Below are 17554 nucleotides of genomic sequence, written 5' to 3' on the forward strand. Positions count from 1 at the left end.
TTGTGAGACTACGATAAGGGCTAAAAAAACTAAAAAAGTACTGTACTAATGGGGAAGTTATTTTGCGCCTGTCGCTTCGCTTTCGGCGCAGAAAACGATGTAGTCTCACTTGTGAGACTACATCGTTTTTGCTATAGTTAATCTGGAATAAATAACTTGAAAATATAATTTCTGTCCGAGGAGGATTATCGATGCCATTAGTATCTATGAAAGAAATGTTGATTAAGGCTAAAAGCGAAGGGTATGCGGTAGGGCAATTTAATATTAATAATTTAGAATTTACACAAGCGATTTTATTAGCTGCGGAAGAAGAGAAATCTCCAGTTATTCTTGGGGTTTCAGAAGGCGCGGGTAAATATATGGGCGGATTCATTGCGGTTGTTAACATGGTTAAAGGATTAATGGAAAGCTACAAAATTACTGTGCCAGTAGCAATTCATTTAGACCATGGCTCTAGCTTTGAAAAGTGTAAAGAAGCAGTTGACGCAGGTTTTACTTCTGTAATGATTGATGCTTCTCATCATCCGTTTGAAGAAAATGTAAAAATTACAACACAAGTAGTAGAATACGCACATTCAAAAGGTGTTTCAGTAGAAGCAGAATTAGGTTCAGTTGGTGGAGATGAAGATGGTGTAATCGGTGGAATCATTTATGCAGATCCACAAGAATGTAAAGCACTTGTAGAACAAACTGAAATTGATTGCTTAGCACCAGCTTTAGGCTCTGTTCATGGACCATATAAAGGTGAACCAAACTTAGGTTTTGCTGAAATGGAGGAAATTTCTAAACTAACTGATCTTCCATTAGTATTACATGGTGGTACAGGTATTCCAACAAAGGATATTCAACGTTCAATTTCTTTAGGAACAGCAAAAATTAACGTAAATACTGAAAACCAAATTGCAGCAACAAAAGTGATTCGTGAAATTTTAGAAAATGATAAAAAAGTGTACGATCCACGTAAATATTTAGCACCAGCACGCGATGCAATTAAAGCAACGGTAATTGGAAAAATGCGTGAATTTGGCAGCTCACAAAAAGCGTAAGAAATTTAAAAATTGGAAGCAGAATGGTTTAAAATTCGTAGAAAAATGTTTACTATAATGTAAACAATATGATGCACTGCTTTTCTTTTTATTTTTGAATAGTGTCTAGCGCAAGCACTTGCGGCTCATAAAACTGTCCGAGGCTTACGATGTGGCGTCTTCACCAAAAGAGGTTCTAGGCGGAGCGCTTACGCTTTTCTTATAATGATTTGCAGGAGAAGTGTCCGATTGTTTTTTCAATCGACCTTCTCTTCGTTTTTGATATTGGTAATATAAATAACGTGAAAATAGGGGAGGACCTAATATGAAATTTTTTATTGATACAGCAAACTTCGAAGAAATCAAAGAAGCACATTCATGGGGTATTTTATCAGGAGTAACTACTAATCCATCTTTAGTAGCAAAAGAAGCGAACGTTTCATTTCACGATCGTCTTCGTGAAATTGCCGAACTAGTTGATGGTTCTATTAGTGGTGAAGTTATTTCACTAGATGCAGAAGGTATGATTAAAGAAGGTTTGGAATTAGCGGCTATTGCACCAAATATTACAGTGAAATTGCCAATGACGCCAGATGGATTAAAAGCATGTAAATTCTTCTCAGAAAAAGGAATTAAAACAAATGTTACACTTATTTTTAGTGCAAACCAAGCATTAATGGCAGCTCGTGCAGGTGCAACTTACGTATCTCCATTTGTTGGACGACTTGACGATATTGGTCAAAGCGGTGTTGAGTTGATCGCTACGATTTCAGATATGTTTGCAATCCATGGTATTGAAACAGAAATTATTGCAGCATCTATCCGCCACCCACAACATATTACAGATGTGGCATTAGCTGGTGCTGATATTGCAACAACACCATTTAAAGTATTAAAACAATTATTCCATCACCCATTAACAGATAAAGGGATTGAAGGGTTTTTAGCTGACTGGGAAAATAGAAAAAGTAAATAATTTTTCTATTAAAACTAAGGTGCTTTAAAATAAGTGTTTAAAATTGCCGTGCCAAAAGAAAAAGGTTTATACAATTGCGGCAAGTCCAACAGTCAACAAAAATTGTAAATTAAATAATATATAGAGAAAAATTTTTTAAAATTGAGCTTTAAAATGTAAAAAAGGTAAATAATAATAGTAATGATTAAAATAAGAAATTAATCACCTTATTTTAAGAAAGTGAGCGATAGTTTAGAGTGTAAGGAAAATAATATGTGAAACTTTCCAATCATAAGGGAGAACGCGCAATGGATGTATATAAAATTAATGGCGGAAACCGTCTGAAAGGCACAGTCAAAATAAGTGGAGCTAAAAATAGTGCGGTTGCTTTAATCCCCGCATCAATTTTAGCTAATTCTTCCGTCACTATTGGTGGAATACCAGAAATTTCAGATGCTTGGACGCTAAAAGCATTGTTGGAGGAAATTGGTGGCGAAGTTAGTTTTGAAAATGGTCAAATGACGATAGATCCTAAAAATATGCTTGCAATTCCTTTACCTAATGGAAATGTAAAAAAACTTCGTGCGTCTTACTATTTAATGGGGGCAATGTTAGGACGCTTTAAAAAAGCAGTTATTGGTTTGCCAGGAGGCTGCTTTTTAGGTCCGCGTCCAATCGATCAGCATATTAAAGGATTTGAAGCTTTAGGGGCAAAGGTTACAAACGAACATGGTGCCATCTATTTACGTGCAGAGGAATTAAAAGGTGCGAAAATCTACTTGGACGTTGCCAGTGTAGGTGCAACGATTAATATTATGTTGGCAGCTGTTCGGGCAGAAGGTCGTACGGTAATCGAAAACGCTGCAAAAGAACCTGAAATTATTGATGTTGCCACTTTATTAAATAATATGGGGGCAAATATAAAAGGTGCGGGTACAAGTGTGATTCGTATTGATGGAGTAGATGAACTACATGGTACAAAACATACAATAATACCAGACCGTATCGAGGCGGCTACATTTATGATTATGGCCGCTGCTATAGGTGATGGAGTAACTGTTGACAATATTATTCCTTTCCATTTGGAAGCAGTGACAGCAAAATTGCGTGAGATGGGTGTCGAAGTAATAGAGGGAGAAGAAAGCGTCTTTATTTCAAGAACGGATGTACTGCAAGCTGTAGATGTTAAAACCCTTGTATACCCTGGGTTCCCCACTGACGTCCAACAACCGCTCTCCGTTTTAATGACACAAGCAATCGGTGCCTCAAAAGTAACTGATACGATTTACACAGCTCGTTTTAAACATATTGATGAACTACGACGCATGAATGCGAGCGCTAAGGTTGAAGGAAATACTGCAATCATTCAAGGTCCTACAAAACTTCATGGTTCAAAAGTTACTGCTACAGATCTTCGAGCAGGAGCTGCACTAGTTTTAGCTGGATTAATTGCAGAAGGTGAAACTGAAATTCGAGATATTTATCATATTGAACGAGGCTATAGCTCGCTTATTGAAAAGTTATGTGCCCTTGGTGCTAATATTCGACGTGAAACAATTGCTGTGAGCACCATTAAAAGAGCAGAGTAAAAGATAGAGAAAAATACCCAAAATTAAGATAGAAAAAAATATGTTACAATAGATGGAACATATAGTTTCGGTACTCGCCGAAAACAGGAGGCAAATGAAGAATGGAACGTAGTTTAACGATGGAAGTAGTACGTGTAACAGAAGCAGCAGCAATCGCTTCTGCGAAATGGATGGGACGCGGATTAAAAGAGGAAGCAGACGATGCAGCAACAACAGCAATGCGCGCTTTATTCGATACAATTCCAATGCATGGTACCGTTGTTATTGGTGAAGGTGAAATGGATGAAGCACCAATGCTTTATATTGGTGAGGAACTTGGCCTACGTAACGGCGGACCACAAGTGGATATTGCAGTCGATCCTCTTGAAGGAACAAACATCGTTGCAAAAGGAACAAACGGAGCAATGACAGTTCTAGCAATTGCAGACCGTGGAAACTTATTAAATGCACCTGATATGTATATGGAAAAATTAGCTGTAGGTCCAGAGGCAGCAGGAAAAGTTGACATAAATGCGTCAGTAACAGATAATTTAAAAGCAGTAGCAAAAGCTAAAAATAAAGAAATTTCAGATGTTGTGGCAATTTTATTAGATCGCCCTCGCCATCAACATATTGTAGATGAAATTCGTGAAGCGGGCGCTCGCATTAAATTTATCCAAGACGGAGATGTAAATGCTGCAATTAGCACTGCATTTGATGAGACTGGTATTGATATAATGTTTGGTACTGGTGGTGCTCCAGAAGGTGTAATCTCAGCTGTAGCATTAAAATGTTTAGGCGGCGACTTCCAAGCTAAATTAATACCAGAAGATGAAGCTCAAGTAGAGCGATGCAAAAAAATGGGTATTGATTTAGATAAAGTGTTATACTTAGAAGACTTAGTAAAAGGCGACGATGCTATTTTTGCGGCAACGGCTGTAACCGATAGTGAGCTATTAAGAGGCGTACAATATAAAGGGGATTATTGCTTAACCCACTCAGTAGTAATGCGAGCAAAAACTGGAACAGTTCGTTTCATCGAAGGCCGTCATAGTATTGACAAAAAACCTAGATACGTAAAATAACTTCAATTATTGAGATGCCTGATTATGAAGATTTTTCTTAATACAATCGGGCATCTTTCCTACAATCTTTTCTTACTTTATTACCCTACTGCAAGAAAACTTCCAACATATGAGTATATAAAATTAAATTAAAAGACTGGAGAAATGCTATGTCAGCTCTTACAATAGCTCAATTAGAAAATATGACGTTAAAAGAGTTATATGCTCTTGCACGTGATTATAAGATTTCATATTATAGTAAATTAACAAAAAAAGAGTTAATTTTTGCTATTTTGAAATCACGTTCTGAACAAGAAGGCTTCTTCTTCATGGAAGGTGTCCTTGAAATAGTCAATCAAGAGGGGTTTGGGTTCCTTCGACCAATTAACTATTCTCCATCTAAAGAGGATATTTATATTTCTGCTTCACAAATTCGCCGTTTCGATCTACGTAATGGTGACAAAGTTTCTGGTAAAGTCCGCCCACCGAAAGAAAACGAGCGTTATTATGGATTACTGCAAGTCGATGCTGTTAACGGTGAAGATCCGGAAGTCGCAAAAGAACGTGTTCACTTTCCAGCATTAACGCCACTTTATCCTGACCGACATATCAAGCTTGAGACAACTCCTACTAAGCTATCTACTCGTATTATGGACTTGGTAGCGCCAGTTGGATTTGGACAACGTGGTTTAATTGTTGCACCGCCAAAAGCAGGGAAAACTTCTCTATTAAAAGAGATTGCAAATGCTATTACAACTAACTATCCAGAAGCTGAATTAATCGTTTTATTAATCGATGAACGTCCTGAAGAGGTAACAGATATTGAACGTTCAGTAAATGCAGATGTTGTTAGCTCTACGTTTGATGAGGTGCCAGAAAATCACGTAAAGGTTGCTGAACTTGTGTTAGAGCGTGCACGCCGTTTAGTTGAACATAAACGTGATGTGATTATTTTAATGGATTCTATTACACGACTGGCTCGAGCATATAACTTAGTCATTCCACCAAGCGGACGTACGTTATCTGGTGGTATTGATCCAGCAGCGTTCCACCGTCCAAAACGTTTCTTCGGTTCTGCACGTAATATCGAAGAAGGCGGCAGCCTAACAATTTTAGCAACTGCATTAGTTGATACAGGTTCACGTATGGATGAGGTTATTTATGAAGAGTTCAAAGGGACAGGCAATCTCGAACTTCATTTAGACCGTAATTTAGCAGAACGTCGAATCTTCCCAGCTCTTGATATTCGCCGTTCAGGTACACGTAAAGAAGAGCTGTTAATTCCTTCAGAACAGCTAGAAAAATTATGGGCAATTCGTAAAACGTTTTCAGATGCACCTGACTTTGCAGAACGCTTCCTGAAAAAATTGCGCAGCACGAAAACTAATGATGAATTTTTCGAAAAACTGAATGAAGATATGAAGAAGGCGACAAAAGGAAAAGGGTTAATCTAAAGTAAAGTTTGAGATTTGCCGCATTGTAATGAAATGAGATTATTTTTCTGAAAAAATACAATTTCATCTTTTTGTTGCGTTCATTTTTAATTCTTGCTATAATCTTTTAGGTATGTAACGTGTGCATATGTAACTGGCATATTCGGGTTATGTAAGGCGCAGTACGAATATTACTCTGTTCCAGATGGTTCAGGGCGAGAGGAGAAACGAATATGAAACAAGGAATTCATCCAGAATACAAAACTGCAACAGTAACATGCTCTTGCGGTAACACATTTGAAACTGGTTCAGTTAAAGAAAAAATCACTGTTGAGTTCTGCAACGAGTGCCACCCATTCTATACTGGACGTCAAAAATTCGCGTCTGCTGACGGACGTGTGGATCGTTTCAACAAAAAATACGGTCTTAAATAAGAACTTTATAAAATGCCTGCCAAGCAACTGCTGGCAGGCATTTTTTAGATATATATGGATTGAGATTAAAAAATGTGGGATGATTCAAAGTACGTAAATGCTGTATGAAACCGCGTAAAACTTAAAATACAAAAATAAAACCTAAGCACATAATAGAAAAGAGGTTCGCAATATAACATGGCGCAATTATTTTTTAAGCATGGAGCAATGAACAGTGGAAAATCTATTGAAATTCTAAAAGTTGCACATAATTATGAAGAACAAAATAAGCCGGTATTAATTTTTACTTCTGGGATTGATACTAGAGATGAAGTAGGATATGTATCAAGCCGTATTGGACTTCGCCGCCAAGCGATACCTGTATTCAATGATACAAACCTATTTGAATATGTAAAAAATTATCCTGAAAAACTTTATTGTGTTTTAGTGGATGAAGTGCAATTTCTTACAAAAGAACATGTTTTACAGCTAACTAAAATCGTTGACGAGTTAAACATTCCTGTAATGGGCTTTGGCTTAAAAAATGACTTCCAAAACGAGCTGTTTGAAGGAAGTCGTTATATGCTCATTTACGCGGATAAAATTGAAGAAATGAAGACGATTTGTTGGTTCTGTCATAAAAAAGCAACGATGAACCTACGTGTTGATGAAAATAACAAGCCAGTCTACACAGGTGAACAAATTCAAATCGGTGGCAATGATACATATTATCCGGTTTGCCGAAAATGCCATGTAAACCCGCCGCTATAAGCTGCATTAACTATGAATGTAGCGATTTCCCCATAATTTCTTTATAATGAGATAGTACAAAAATAATGAGAGAATTAAATTGGCGGATACAATTCAAATTTTGGCGGATAAAGCCTAAAAATTGGCGGATACATCCCTAAAATTGGCGGATAAACTCTAAAATTGGCGGATAAACTCTAAAATTTGGTGGATAACCCCAACAGTTTAGAAGATAACCCCAAAATTCGCGGATCAACTAAAAAGCGAATTTCAAACACAAAATAATTGAGGTGAAACCAACCATGTTTGATCGATTACAGGCGGTTGAAGACCGTTACGAAAGATTAAATGAATTACTTAGCGATCCAGATGTCGTTAGTGATAGTAAAAAGCTTCGCGAATACTCAAAAGAGCAATCAGATATCCAAGAGATGGTTGAAGTATATCGTGAATATAAAGAAGTTAAACAACAGCTAGCAGATGCAAAAGAAATGCTCGAAATTGAAAAAGACCCTGATATGCACGAAATGGTAAAAGAAGAATTCAATGAATTAAATGCACGCATTCCAGAACTAGAAGAACGCCTTCGAATTCTTTTAATTCCAAAAGACCCGAACGACGATAAAAACGTTATTATGGAAATTCGCGGAGCAGCAGGTGGGGATGAGGCAAACATTTTTGCTGGGGATCTATTCCGTATGTATTCTCGCTACGCTGAAGCACAAGGCTGGAAAATCGACATTATGGAAGCTACACCAAATGCAATGGGTGGTTATAAAGAGATTATCTTTATGATTAACGGGCAAGGTGCTTATTCTAAGTTCAAATTTGAAAACGGTGCACACCGCGTTCAACGTGTTCCAGCAACAGAATCACAAGGTCGTATCCATACGTCAACTGCTACAGTAGCCTGTCTACCAGAAGTAGAAGAAGTTGATGTTGAAATTCATGAAAAAGATATTCGTGTAGATACATTTGCATCATCTGGTGCAGGTGGGCAATCGGTTAATACGACAATGTCAGCTGTTCGTATGACGCACATTCCTACTGGTGTGGTTGTTTCGATGCAGGATGAGCGTTCGCAAATTAAAAACCGTGAAAAAGCGATGAAAATTCTTCGTGCCCGTGTTGCCGATATGTATCAACAAGAAGCACAAAAAGAAATTGATGCAACTCGTAAATCAGCAGTAGGTACTGGTGACCGTTCAGAACGTATTCGCACATACAACTATCCACAAAACCGCGTTACAGACCATCGTATTGGTTTAACTCTTCAAAAGCTTGATATTATCATGGAAGGTAAGCTGGATGAAGTGATTGATGCATTAATGTTAGAAGAGCAAGCTTCGAAACTTGCACGTCTAAACGATGAACAATAAAACAATTTTTGAGGCCCTTAGTTGGGCTTCTTCTTTTTTAGTAGCTCATGGTCGTGACGAAAATGCTGCAAGACTACTAATGCAGCATATTTTACAAATCAATTACTCGGGATTAATGATGCGAATGCATGATGAAATTTTACCAGCCCACTTAGAACAGTTTAAAGACTATGTAGAGCAGCATGCTAAAGGTCGTCCTGTTCAATACATTACAGGTGTTGAAGAATTTTACGGAAGACAATTTGAAGTCAATGAATCTGTCCTAATTCCACGTCCTGAAACAGAAGAATTGATTGTTGGTGCAATCGAACGAATGAATAAAATATTTGGGCATAATGCCAAAGTAAAAATAGCCGACATCGGAACGGGCAGTGGTGCTATCGCTGTAACCATGAAAGGTGAATGGCCAAATGCAGAAGTGACAGCGACAGATATTTCTAACGACGCACTGCAAACCGCAAAGAAAAACGCTGATAAACTAGACGCAGCGATCGATTTTAGGATGGGTGATTTAACTAAACCAATCGCCAATGAAAAATGGGACGTCATTTTATCCAATCCTCCTTATATTGCTTTCGATGAAGCCAAAGAAATGTCAGAAGTTGTATTGGAGCATGAACCACATACAGCACTTTTTGCAGAAGAAAATGGCCTCATTCTATATCGAAAGCTAGCTGAACAGCTGCCGGCATTATTAAATAAACCTGCTTTAATTGGTGTTGAGATAGGCTACACACAAGGGGAGGCAGTAGAGAATTTCTTTAAATCTAGTTTTCCACAGGCGAAAATTGAAATCGTAAAAGATATAAATAAAAAAAATCGACTAGTTTTTTGTGAAATACATGTATAAAAAATTCTCTTCCTGCCAATTATGATGTCAGGGAGGGAATTTATCATGTTAAACGATTACGAGATTACAAGAGTTGAAAAAACAGTTTATCCGATACTTAGTCTATTAAAATTAATTGCGTGTTCATTAGCAGTGTTCTGTGCCATTCTATTATTACCGAAATTTATAAATGAAGTCTACGAAACTAGAAATAATTTGGTTGACGATTCATTAAAAATTCGAGTGATAGCAAATAGTAATACAGCAGCAGATCAACAATTAAAAAGTGAAATGGTTGCAAGTCTAACACCATATTTTAAGCAAATTCAAGAAAATGAAATTTCCAATGCAGGTAATGAAGAAATATATGAACAGCTAGCTGCTTTTGTGGAAAAAAATTATGCACAGGCTGATGTGAAAATTAATATTGGGGAAAATTTAATCCCGCCAAAAATAGCGGCCAATACATTTTATCCACAATATTTTTATAATTCCATCGTTTTAACGATTGGAGACGGTCGTGGGGATAATTGGTGGTGCAGCATTTTTCCAAATGTTTGTGAGCGTCCAAGTGAAAAAGAAGACACTAAAAAATCCGAAGAAGCTGAAGAAAAAGAAGTGAAGTTTCTTGTTTGGGAATGGATAAAGAAATTATTTAACTAAAATTTATCAACAAAATTTTAAAAATTATGCACAGGTAGTATATAATTATCCACATATTGTGTATAACATAATGAAAATGCCTTTTAATAAAGGAGTTGGAAGGATGGAAACAGTTCGAGTGCTTGTGGATAGTGATGGGGATAATGAGGAAAGTTATTCACAAGCTGTGGATTTATTAAATAATGGGGAAGTTGTCGCGTTTCCGACAGAGACCGTATATGGTTTAGGAGCAGTTGCAACAAATGATTTGGCGGTAAAAAAAATATTTGAAGCAAAAGGCCGTCCTTCAGATAACCCATTAATCGTACATATTGGCACGATTGAAGAAATTACAAATTATATAGAGGAAATTCCTGAAAACGCTAGAAAACTAATGGACGCTTTTTGGCCGGGTCCATTAACGATTATTATGAAAGCAAAAAAAGATGTTCTAGCTCCGAGTGTAACAGCTGGTTTATCGACTGTCGGAATGCGTATGCCCAGTCATGGAGTAGCATTGCAATTATTAAGAAGACTGAAAAAGCCAGTCGCTGCGCCAAGTGCAAATCGAAGTGGAAAACCAAGTCCAACAAAAGCAATTCATGTAGAAGAAGATCTTCGTGGACGCATCCCGCTTATTGTAGATGGTGGAGTAACAGGAATTGGTTTGGAATCTACAGTTTTAGATGTTACCGTAAATCCACCAGTTATCCTGCGTCCAGGCGGAGTTACGAAAGAAATGCTAGAGGGAGTAATTGGACAAGTCATCCAGCCCAATCATGAACAGCAAAAGCTCGATTCAACACCAAAGGCACCAGGGATGAAATACACGCATTATGCTCCAAACGCTCCTGTCTATTTAATTGAAAGCAATAAAGACGTTGTTGAAAAGGCTTTGTTGAAGCTGAAAAATGAAGGGAATAAAGTTGCATTACTTGCACCAGATCAGTTTAAAGAGTTAAAGGCAGATTATTTCTTCCCATTTGGTGAAGAAGGCGATAAACTATATGATGCTTTAAGAGCTTGTGATAAAACAGACGCAGCAATAATCTTAGCAACAGAGACAACAACAGAGGGAGTCGGCGCTGCTATTATGAATCGATTGCAAAAAGCCGCTGGTGGCAAGTGGTTTAATTTTTAGTTATCAGGGGGGCTGTCTAGAAGTGAATTCTGGGCAGCCTCTCTCCGTCTCTAGCAACTACTCCTGCAGTATTTCGCATCCTTCTAATAAGCTCCGAGTGTAAAGACATTTCGAACAGTTTCTTTTTTTATAGCAATGTAAACTAGGAATGATATTAAAAGAGGACGAGGCATAAGATAGTACAAATCAATAAATAGGAAAGAGGACTATTTTGCAGGAAATACTTACGGGACTCATTGTCGCTTTGGATGTAGTAGCTCTTTATCTACTGCTGCCAGATGTAAAAAGACGATTTATACTATCTTTGTATACAGGTATATTACATATGTTTTTTCCAATAATAGGGTTTACTCTAGGAAGATGGATAATGAACATGCTATTACAATGGTCCAGCTTAATTTCGAGTATTTTATTATTTTTTATTGGACTTCAATTAATTCTTTCGACAAAAAATCGTCAAATTATAGCGATTCCAATCTCGATTTTAGCAGTAACAGCAAGTTTAGATACCTTTTCAGTTAGCATTTCTTTTGGTATGCTTAACTTACAAAAGTATTTATTTATACTTAGTGCGGGACTATGTACTTTTGTTCTATCATACATATCCTTGCAAATTGCAAGAAGCCGCTTTACTTTTAAAGGCGATAGTATAAAATGGCTAGCAGGTATTTCATTAATCGTAATTAGTATTTATACATTCATCAACAGTATCGATAATTCTTAAGAGGAAGAGTGACAACATGAATATTTATTTTGTATGTACTGGGAATACGTGTAGAAGTCCTATGGCTGAGGCTATTTTAAAAAGTAAAAACATTGAAGGTCTTCAAGTAAAATCTGCAGGAATTTATGCATTAGAGGGAGGGGAAATTTCCGAAAATGCAAACGCAGTTCTTGAGCAAAACCAGATTCAGTTTGAACATGTTACTGCTCAAGTAAAGAAAGAAGATATCGAGTGGGCTGATTTAATTTTAACAATGACGTTGGCACATAAAAATATGATCCTTCATACTTTCCCAAATGGACAAAACAAAACATTTACTTTAAAAGAATTCGTGGCACCTTATAGTTCAAAAGATGTTTCAGATCCATTTGGAGGAGACATTTATACTTATAAACAAACTTTTCTAGAATTAAAAAAACTAATTGACGAATTACAATTAAAGATTACTGGGGGTCGCACGAATAATGAAAAGTAATAAAACTTTTAGCTTGCGCAGGAAATTAGTTTTATTTGTTGGGGTTCTTGCCCTTGTTACGTATTCTACAAGTTTTGTATTTATTCATTTTCTACATGAAGCATTCTTCTCATCAATTATAGAAAATCAAATATTATTTGAAATTATTACATATGTATTGGGAATTACTTGGTCTTGTATTTTAGCTGCAATTTGTAGTTCTGTTTTAGTAAAACCGTTGCAGCAGCTAGAAAAAACCGCTACTCGTGTGGCGGAGGGTAAAATTGGTCAAGATGTTGAAATGCCGAGAACAAATGATGAGATCCGTTCTGTTGCAGAAGCGTTCCAATTAATGCTGACTAACTTAAGACAAATGGTTGATAGCATTGACGGCAATTTCCAAAAAACAAATAACACAATTATTGAATTGTCTGAGCAAACATCCTCAGCATCTAGAAAAGCAGAGGGAATTGCAAGCACTGTCGGTCAAATTTCAGAGGGTGCTGAAGCTTCAGCGGCAGCAGTTCAAGAAACGGTGGAAGCTATCGAGGATGTACGTGTTTTAGCTTCAGAAGTAAACTCTCGTGCGTTAAACTCTGCTACTCAATCGCGTCAGATAATTCAAAATTTAAAATTAACAACAGATTCAATCCAAGGTTTAGTAAATAGTATTCAACAAATTGCAAAAGGCAATGAAAAAGCACTAGATAACATTCATCAGTTAGAAAAAAATGCTGAACAAATTGAAAGAATTATTAGTTTAGTAGGCGACATTGCTGCTCAAACTAATTTACTAGCTTTAAATGCTTCCATAGAGGCGGCCCGTGCTGGCGAACATGGTAAAGGGTTTGCAGTTGTGGCAGAAGAGGTTCGTAGTTTAGCAGATGAGAGTGCAAAAGCAGTTCAAGGAATTACCGCTCTTATTCAAACGATGCAAGAAAATGTAAATATAGTTGTTAAACAAATGAATGAGCAAGTTACTTTTGCAGTGAATGAGTCATCGAAAGTTTCAGAGACAACGGCTACTGTTGAAGGGATGGCTTCAAGTGTTCGCGAAATGGCAGATGCAGTTGTCGATATTTCACAATTAATTGAAAAGCAAATGACCAATATTGAAACAACAGCTCGTCAATCACAAGAGGTTGCTGCGATTGCTCAAGAAACTTCGGCAGGTGCACAGGAAGTTCGAGGCTCTACAGAAGAACAAGCATATGCAATTGAAGAAGTTGAAAGACTTTCACAGGATTTAAAACGTCAATCTGAACAGCTATACAAAATGATTCAACAATTTGATAGATCCAATTAATTAGAAAAGTTCCGGAATTCTACTAGATGAATTTTCGGGGCTTTTTTTGTTGTATACCAGATGTTAATTGAAAAAAATATTGACACACAAAATATTCGGAATTTTTCGTTGTTTCACGATGTAATACGCTATATACGAATTATAATATTAAAATTTAACTATTTTTTAGCCAAAAAGTGAACGTTGTATTATTTGTAAGCAAAAACATTCGTATTTTACTAAAAATATTCTATATTTCTTTGCAAAATACATGTTATTCTTCAACAATAAGTGGTACACTGTTGATGAAACAAGAGTGTAGGAGGTAACATAGTGAAAATTGCAATTTCTTCAGACCATGGCGGCAATAATTTACGTAAGGAAATTATGTCACTATTAGACGATCTTGATATTAGCTATGAAGATTTTGGTCCACAATCTTCGGATTCTGTTGATTACCCTGATTATGCTAAACCAGTAGCGGATGGTGTTGCCAGCGGTAAATTTGATCGTGGAATCTTAATTTGCGGAACAGGAATCGGAATGTCCATTGCCGCAAATAAAGTAAAAGGCATTCGTTGTGCATTAGTTCATGACGTGTTTAGTGCAAAAGCGACTCGCTGTCACAACGATTCGAACGTACTAGCAATGGGGGAACGTGTCATCGGGCCAGGCCTTGCATGTGAAATCGTAAAAGCGTGGTTAAATACAGACTTTGAAGGTGGTCGCCACACTCGACGCATTGACAAAATTTCTGAGCTTGAAGGGTAAGTGTCAACGAATGACTTCATTACAACACTCGCAAAATCAATTGTCTCAGTTGTTAAATGAACTTGAACAACAAGTGCAATTCAAATCAAAGCAATTGTTTGTTATTGGCTGTTCTACCTCTGAAATTGTTGGATCCAAAATTGGAACTGCTGGAGCAATGGAAGTAGCTGAAGCACTTTACGAAGTATTTGCACGCTTTGCCAAAAAACATGATATTTATTTAGTTTTTCAGGGCTGTGAACATATTAACCGTGCATTAACGATGGAATATGAAGCAGCGGAGAAATATTCATTGGAACCGGTAACAGTTATTCCAGTAAAACACGCTGGAGGCTCGATGTCGGCTTATGCCTATACACAAATGGAAAATCCAGTAGTTGTCGAGCGGGTTAGCGCACATGCAGGAATTGATATTGGTCAAACGTTAATTGGTATGCATTTAAAGGAAGTCGCCATTCCAGTACGTACTTCTATTCGTCAAATTGGAGATGCAATCGTTACAGCAGCGACTACTCGACCTAAGCTAATAGGTGGAGCGCGTGCTATTTATGTAAGACAGAGCGAATAATACTTAAAATTTTATAGAGATTCGATAGAGACCATTTAGATTTTTTCATAGAATAAGAAGTGTAAATTTTTTGAAGAATGACTAGCAAGAGCCACCCAGCCCCTTGAGGTGACAGATTTGATAATGTCATGAGAGGAGCGATTTTTATTAGGGTGCTTACGCTTTTCTTACTATATAAAACAAATGAATGATTAGGGGGATTTTTAACAATGGCATATGAAAAACTAGCAGCACAAGATAAAGCGGTACTTGAAGGAATTTTAGCAGAGAAAAAGCGCCAACAGGCAAACATTGAATTAATTGCATCTGAGAACATTGTTTCAGAAGCGGTAATGGAAGCACAAGGTTCAGTATTAACAAATAAATATGCTGAAGGTTATCCAGGCAAACGCTATTATGGCGGATGTGAACATGTAGATGTAGTTGAGGATATTGCACGTGATCGTGTAAAACAAATCTTTGGTGCAGAATATGCAAACGTTCAACCACACTCAGGTGCACAAGCTAACATGGCTGTATACTTCACAGTTCTTGAACCAGGCGACACAGTGTTAGGGATGAACCTTTCTCATGGTGGCCACTTAACGCACGGTTCACCTGTTAACTTCTCTGGAATTCAATATAAATTTGTAGAGTACGGCGTAACAAAAGATACAAATGTTATTGATTATGAAGATGTACGCGCAAAAGCATTAGAACATAAGCCAAAATTAATTGTAGCTGGTGCTTCTGCTTATCCACGTGAAATCGACTTTAAAAAATTCCGTGAAATCGCTGATGAAGTTGGTGCTTACTTCATGGTGGATATGGCACATATCGCTGGTCTTGTGGCTGCTGGTGAACACCAATCTCCAGTTCCATATGCTGATTTTGTAACCTCAACTACTCATAAAACATTACGTGGCCCACGTGGTGGATTAATCTTAACTTCAGAAGAGTGGGGTAAAAAGATTGATAAATCCGTATTCCCAGGTATTCAAGGTGGTCCGCTAATGCACGTTATCGCTGCAAAAGCTGTTGCATTTGGTGAAGCGTTGCAGCCAGAATTCAAAGAATACGCAAAACAAATTAAAGCAAACGCAAAAGTGTTAGCTGAAACATTAGTATCAGAAGGCTTAGAGCTAGTTTCTGGTGGTACCGATAACCATTTATTATTAGTAAATGTAAAATCAGTTGGTTTAACTGGTAAGGTAGCAGAGCATTTACTTGATGAAGTAGGAATCACTGCCAACAAAAACACAATCCCTTACGATGAAGAAAAACCTTTCGTCACTTCTGGTATCCGTCTAGGTACTGCTGCAGTAACTAGCCGTGGCTTCAAAGAAGAAGATTTGAAGGAAGTTGGTTTAATCATTGCTAAACTTCTTAAAAATCCAGAAGATGAAGCTGTTAAAAAAGAAGCTGCTGACCGCGTAAAAGCTTTAACTGACAAATATCCAATTTATGAAGAATTAGTAACAAATATTTAATTAAAAGCGAATCCTCGTCCAATTTATATTGGATGGGGATTTTTTTAGGGGAATAGATTTCCTTAAATGAGTGATTAATTCACAAAAGTAGGTGATAACTTCACAAATCAGGGTGATAAGGTCATAGAAGGGAGTGATAACTTCACAAATCAGGGTGATAAGTTCATAAAGGGGAGCGATAACTTCACAAATTAGAGTGATAAGAAACAAGCTATTAAAAGAACCTAGTTAAGAAACTTCATTCATTCGACATAATGTTTTATGTTATGACTTTTTTTGATATACTAGGCTAGATAAAGTGAAATTTCATTTAGTTGGTATGATATTTACTAAATGATTGCCACGATTAGATATAGTTAGGAGCGAACCACATTGAGCAAAGTATATGTATTTGATCACCCATTAATTCAGCATAAGCTAACGTATATTCGTGATAAAAACACAGGAACAAAAGAATTCCGTGAACTTGTTGACGAAGTAGCAACATTAATGGCATTTGAAATTACTCGTGATATGCCGGTAGAGGAAATCGAAATCGAGACTCCTGTAACTACAGCAAAAACAAAAGTGCTTTCAGGGAAGAAACTTGCTATTGTTCCAATCTTACGTGCAGGAATTGGCATGGTAGACGGTGTTTTAAAACTAATTCCAGCTGCAAAAGTAGGACATATTGGTCTATACCGTGATCCTGAAACATTAAAACCTGTAGAATATTATGCAAAACTTCCAGCAGACGTTGAGGAACGTGAATTTATAGTAGTAGACCCAATGCTTGCAACAGGTGGTTCAGCTGTAGAAGCTATTAATTCATTAAAAACGCGCGGAGCTAAAAATATCAAGTTCATGTGTTTAATCGCTGCTCCAGAAGGCGTAAAAGCAATTCAAGATGAGCATCCTGATGTAGATATTTACATTGCAGCACTTGATGAAAAACTTAATGACCACGGCTACATTGTTCCAGGTTTAGGCGATGCAGGCGACCGTTTATTTGGGACAAAGTAATCTTGGTAATAAAGTTTTCGCGTAGTTCTGTTTTACAAAACAGGGCAGATTTAGCAGCTTTACTATAATAGAAGGGGGCTCA

At 37.1% G+C, this 17554-nt stretch carries 18 protein-coding genes; all 18 read left to right on the forward strand.

The features are described from left to right. Window positions 1–191 precede the first annotated feature (191 nt). Window positions 192–1046 carry a class II fructose-bisphosphate aldolase gene (locus EKG35_RS14510; protein ID WP_126295273.1) on the forward strand — a complete coding sequence of 285 codons (855 nt, stop codon included), beginning with the start codon at window positions 192–194 and terminating at the stop codon, window positions 1044–1046. 304 nt (window positions 1047–1350) lie between these two features. Then, on the forward strand, window positions 1351–2001 hold the full coding sequence (fsa, locus tag EKG35_RS14515; RefSeq protein ID WP_126295274.1) for a fructose-6-phosphate aldolase: 651 nt from the start codon (window positions 1351–1353) through the stop codon (window positions 1999–2001). A 287-nt stretch (window positions 2002–2288) separates the two neighbouring features. After that, entirely contained in the window at window positions 2289–3569 is a 1281-nt protein-coding gene (locus tag EKG35_RS14520; protein ID WP_126295275.1) for a UDP-N-acetylglucosamine 1-carboxyvinyltransferase, read from the forward strand. Between the two features lie 101 nt (window positions 3570–3670). Further along, a complete protein-coding gene (glpX, locus tag EKG35_RS14525) occupies window positions 3671–4633 on the forward strand; it encodes a class II fructose-bisphosphatase (RefSeq protein ID WP_126295276.1) in 963 nt (320 codons plus the stop codon). Between the two features lie 149 nt (window positions 4634–4782). Then, on the forward strand, window positions 4783–6066 hold the full coding sequence (gene rho / locus EKG35_RS14530; protein ID WP_126295277.1) for a transcription termination factor Rho: 1284 nt from the start codon (window positions 4783–4785) through the stop codon (window positions 6064–6066). A 212-nt stretch (window positions 6067–6278) separates the two neighbouring features. Beyond that, a complete protein-coding gene (gene rpmE, locus EKG35_RS14535) occupies window positions 6279–6479 on the forward strand; it encodes a 50S ribosomal protein L31 (protein WP_126295278.1) in 201 nt (66 codons plus the stop codon). A gap of 177 nt (window positions 6480–6656) precedes the next feature. Then, a complete protein-coding gene (locus EKG35_RS14540; RefSeq protein ID WP_126295279.1) occupies window positions 6657–7229 on the forward strand; it encodes a thymidine kinase in 573 nt (190 codons plus the stop codon). Window positions 7230–7510: 281 nt separating this feature from the next. Next, window positions 7511–8587 carry a peptide chain release factor 1 gene (gene prfA / locus EKG35_RS14545; RefSeq protein WP_126295280.1) on the forward strand — a complete coding sequence of 359 codons (1077 nt, stop codon included), beginning with the start codon at window positions 7511–7513 and terminating at the stop codon, window positions 8585–8587. Then, entirely contained in the window at window positions 8577–9437 is an 861-nt protein-coding gene (prmC, locus tag EKG35_RS14550) for a peptide chain release factor N(5)-glutamine methyltransferase (RefSeq protein WP_126295281.1), read from the forward strand. The genes prfA and prmC overlap by 11 nt, the downstream gene beginning before the upstream one ends. Before the next feature lie 45 nt (window positions 9438–9482). Continuing rightward, window positions 9483–10079 (forward strand): stage II sporulation protein R, encoded by a 597-nt coding sequence (locus EKG35_RS14555; protein WP_185807773.1) that lies wholly within the window; start codon window positions 9483–9485, stop codon window positions 10077–10079. Window positions 10080–10182: 103 nt separating this feature from the next. Further along, window positions 10183–11199 carry an L-threonylcarbamoyladenylate synthase gene (locus EKG35_RS14560; protein ID WP_126295283.1) on the forward strand — a complete coding sequence of 339 codons (1017 nt, stop codon included), beginning with the start codon at window positions 10183–10185 and terminating at the stop codon, window positions 11197–11199. 211 nt (window positions 11200–11410) lie between these two features. Then, on the forward strand, window positions 11411–11923 hold the full coding sequence (locus EKG35_RS14565; RefSeq protein WP_126295284.1) for a manganese efflux pump MntP: 513 nt from the start codon (window positions 11411–11413) through the stop codon (window positions 11921–11923). A 16-nt stretch (window positions 11924–11939) separates the two neighbouring features. Next, window positions 11940–12398, forward strand: coding sequence for a low molecular weight protein arginine phosphatase (locus tag EKG35_RS14570; RefSeq protein WP_126295285.1), 459 nt, complete (start codon window positions 11940–11942; stop codon window positions 12396–12398). Next, window positions 12388–13683 carry a methyl-accepting chemotaxis protein gene (locus EKG35_RS14575; RefSeq protein WP_126295286.1) on the forward strand — a complete coding sequence of 432 codons (1296 nt, stop codon included), beginning with the start codon at window positions 12388–12390 and terminating at the stop codon, window positions 13681–13683. Before EKG35_RS14570 ends, EKG35_RS14575 begins: the two co-directional genes overlap by 11 nt. Before the next feature lie 312 nt (window positions 13684–13995). After that, window positions 13996–14433, forward strand: coding sequence for a ribose 5-phosphate isomerase B (gene rpiB / locus EKG35_RS14580; protein ID WP_126295287.1), 438 nt, complete (start codon window positions 13996–13998; stop codon window positions 14431–14433). A 10-nt stretch (window positions 14434–14443) separates the two neighbouring features. Next, a complete protein-coding gene (locus EKG35_RS14585; RefSeq protein ID WP_126295288.1) occupies window positions 14444–15001 on the forward strand; it encodes a TIGR01440 family protein in 558 nt (185 codons plus the stop codon). Between the two features lie 209 nt (window positions 15002–15210). Next, a complete protein-coding gene (gene glyA / locus EKG35_RS14590; RefSeq protein WP_126295289.1) occupies window positions 15211–16470 on the forward strand; it encodes a serine hydroxymethyltransferase in 1260 nt (419 codons plus the stop codon). Between the two features lie 372 nt (window positions 16471–16842). Beyond that, the gene (gene upp / locus EKG35_RS14595; protein WP_126295290.1) at window positions 16843–17472 is read left to right on the forward strand and encodes a uracil phosphoribosyltransferase; all 630 of its coding nucleotides are present in this window, start codon (window positions 16843–16845) and stop codon (window positions 17470–17472) included. The last annotated feature ends 82 nt before the right edge of the window (window positions 17473–17554 follow it).

The organism is Lysinibacillus telephonicus, from assembly GCF_003966145.1.
GTDB lineage: Bacteria > Bacillota > Bacilli > Bacillales_A > Planococcaceae > Ureibacillus > Ureibacillus telephonicus.

Coding starts and splice junctions, on each gene's coding strand:
- fsa (WP_126295274.1), top strand. CDS start 1,351: ATGAAATTTTTTATTGATACAGCAAACTTCGAAGAAATCAAAGAAGCA.
- glyA (WP_126295289.1), top strand. CDS start 15,211: ATGGCATATGAAAAACTAGCAGCACAAGATAAAGCGGTACTTGAAGGA.
- EKG35_RS14585 (WP_126295288.1), top strand. CDS start 14,444: ATGACTTCATTACAACACTCGCAAAATCAATTGTCTCAGTTGTTAAAT.
- EKG35_RS14560 (WP_126295283.1), top strand. CDS start 10,183: ATGGAAACAGTTCGAGTGCTTGTGGATAGTGATGGGGATAATGAGGAA.
- EKG35_RS14510 (WP_126295273.1), top strand. CDS start 192: ATGCCATTAGTATCTATGAAAGAAATGTTGATTAAGGCTAAAAGCGAA.
- rpmE (WP_126295278.1), top strand. CDS start 6,279: ATGAAACAAGGAATTCATCCAGAATACAAAACTGCAACAGTAACATGC.
- rho (WP_126295277.1), top strand. CDS start 4,783: ATGTCAGCTCTTACAATAGCTCAATTAGAAAATATGACGTTAAAAGAG.
- EKG35_RS14540 (WP_126295279.1), top strand. CDS start 6,657: ATGGCGCAATTATTTTTTAAGCATGGAGCAATGAACAGTGGAAAATCT.
- EKG35_RS14575 (WP_126295286.1), top strand. CDS start 12,388: ATGAAAAGTAATAAAACTTTTAGCTTGCGCAGGAAATTAGTTTTATTT.
- prmC (WP_126295281.1), top strand. CDS start 8,577: ATGAACAATAAAACAATTTTTGAGGCCCTTAGTTGGGCTTCTTCTTTT.
- EKG35_RS14555 (WP_185807773.1), top strand. CDS start 9,483: ATGTTAAACGATTACGAGATTACAAGAGTTGAAAAAACAGTTTATCCG.
- EKG35_RS14570 (WP_126295285.1), top strand. CDS start 11,940: ATGAATATTTATTTTGTATGTACTGGGAATACGTGTAGAAGTCCTATG.
- glpX (WP_126295276.1), top strand. CDS start 3,671: ATGGAACGTAGTTTAACGATGGAAGTAGTACGTGTAACAGAAGCAGCA.
- prfA (WP_126295280.1), top strand. CDS start 7,511: ATGTTTGATCGATTACAGGCGGTTGAAGACCGTTACGAAAGATTAAAT.
- EKG35_RS14520 (WP_126295275.1), top strand. CDS start 2,289: ATGGATGTATATAAAATTAATGGCGGAAACCGTCTGAAAGGCACAGTC.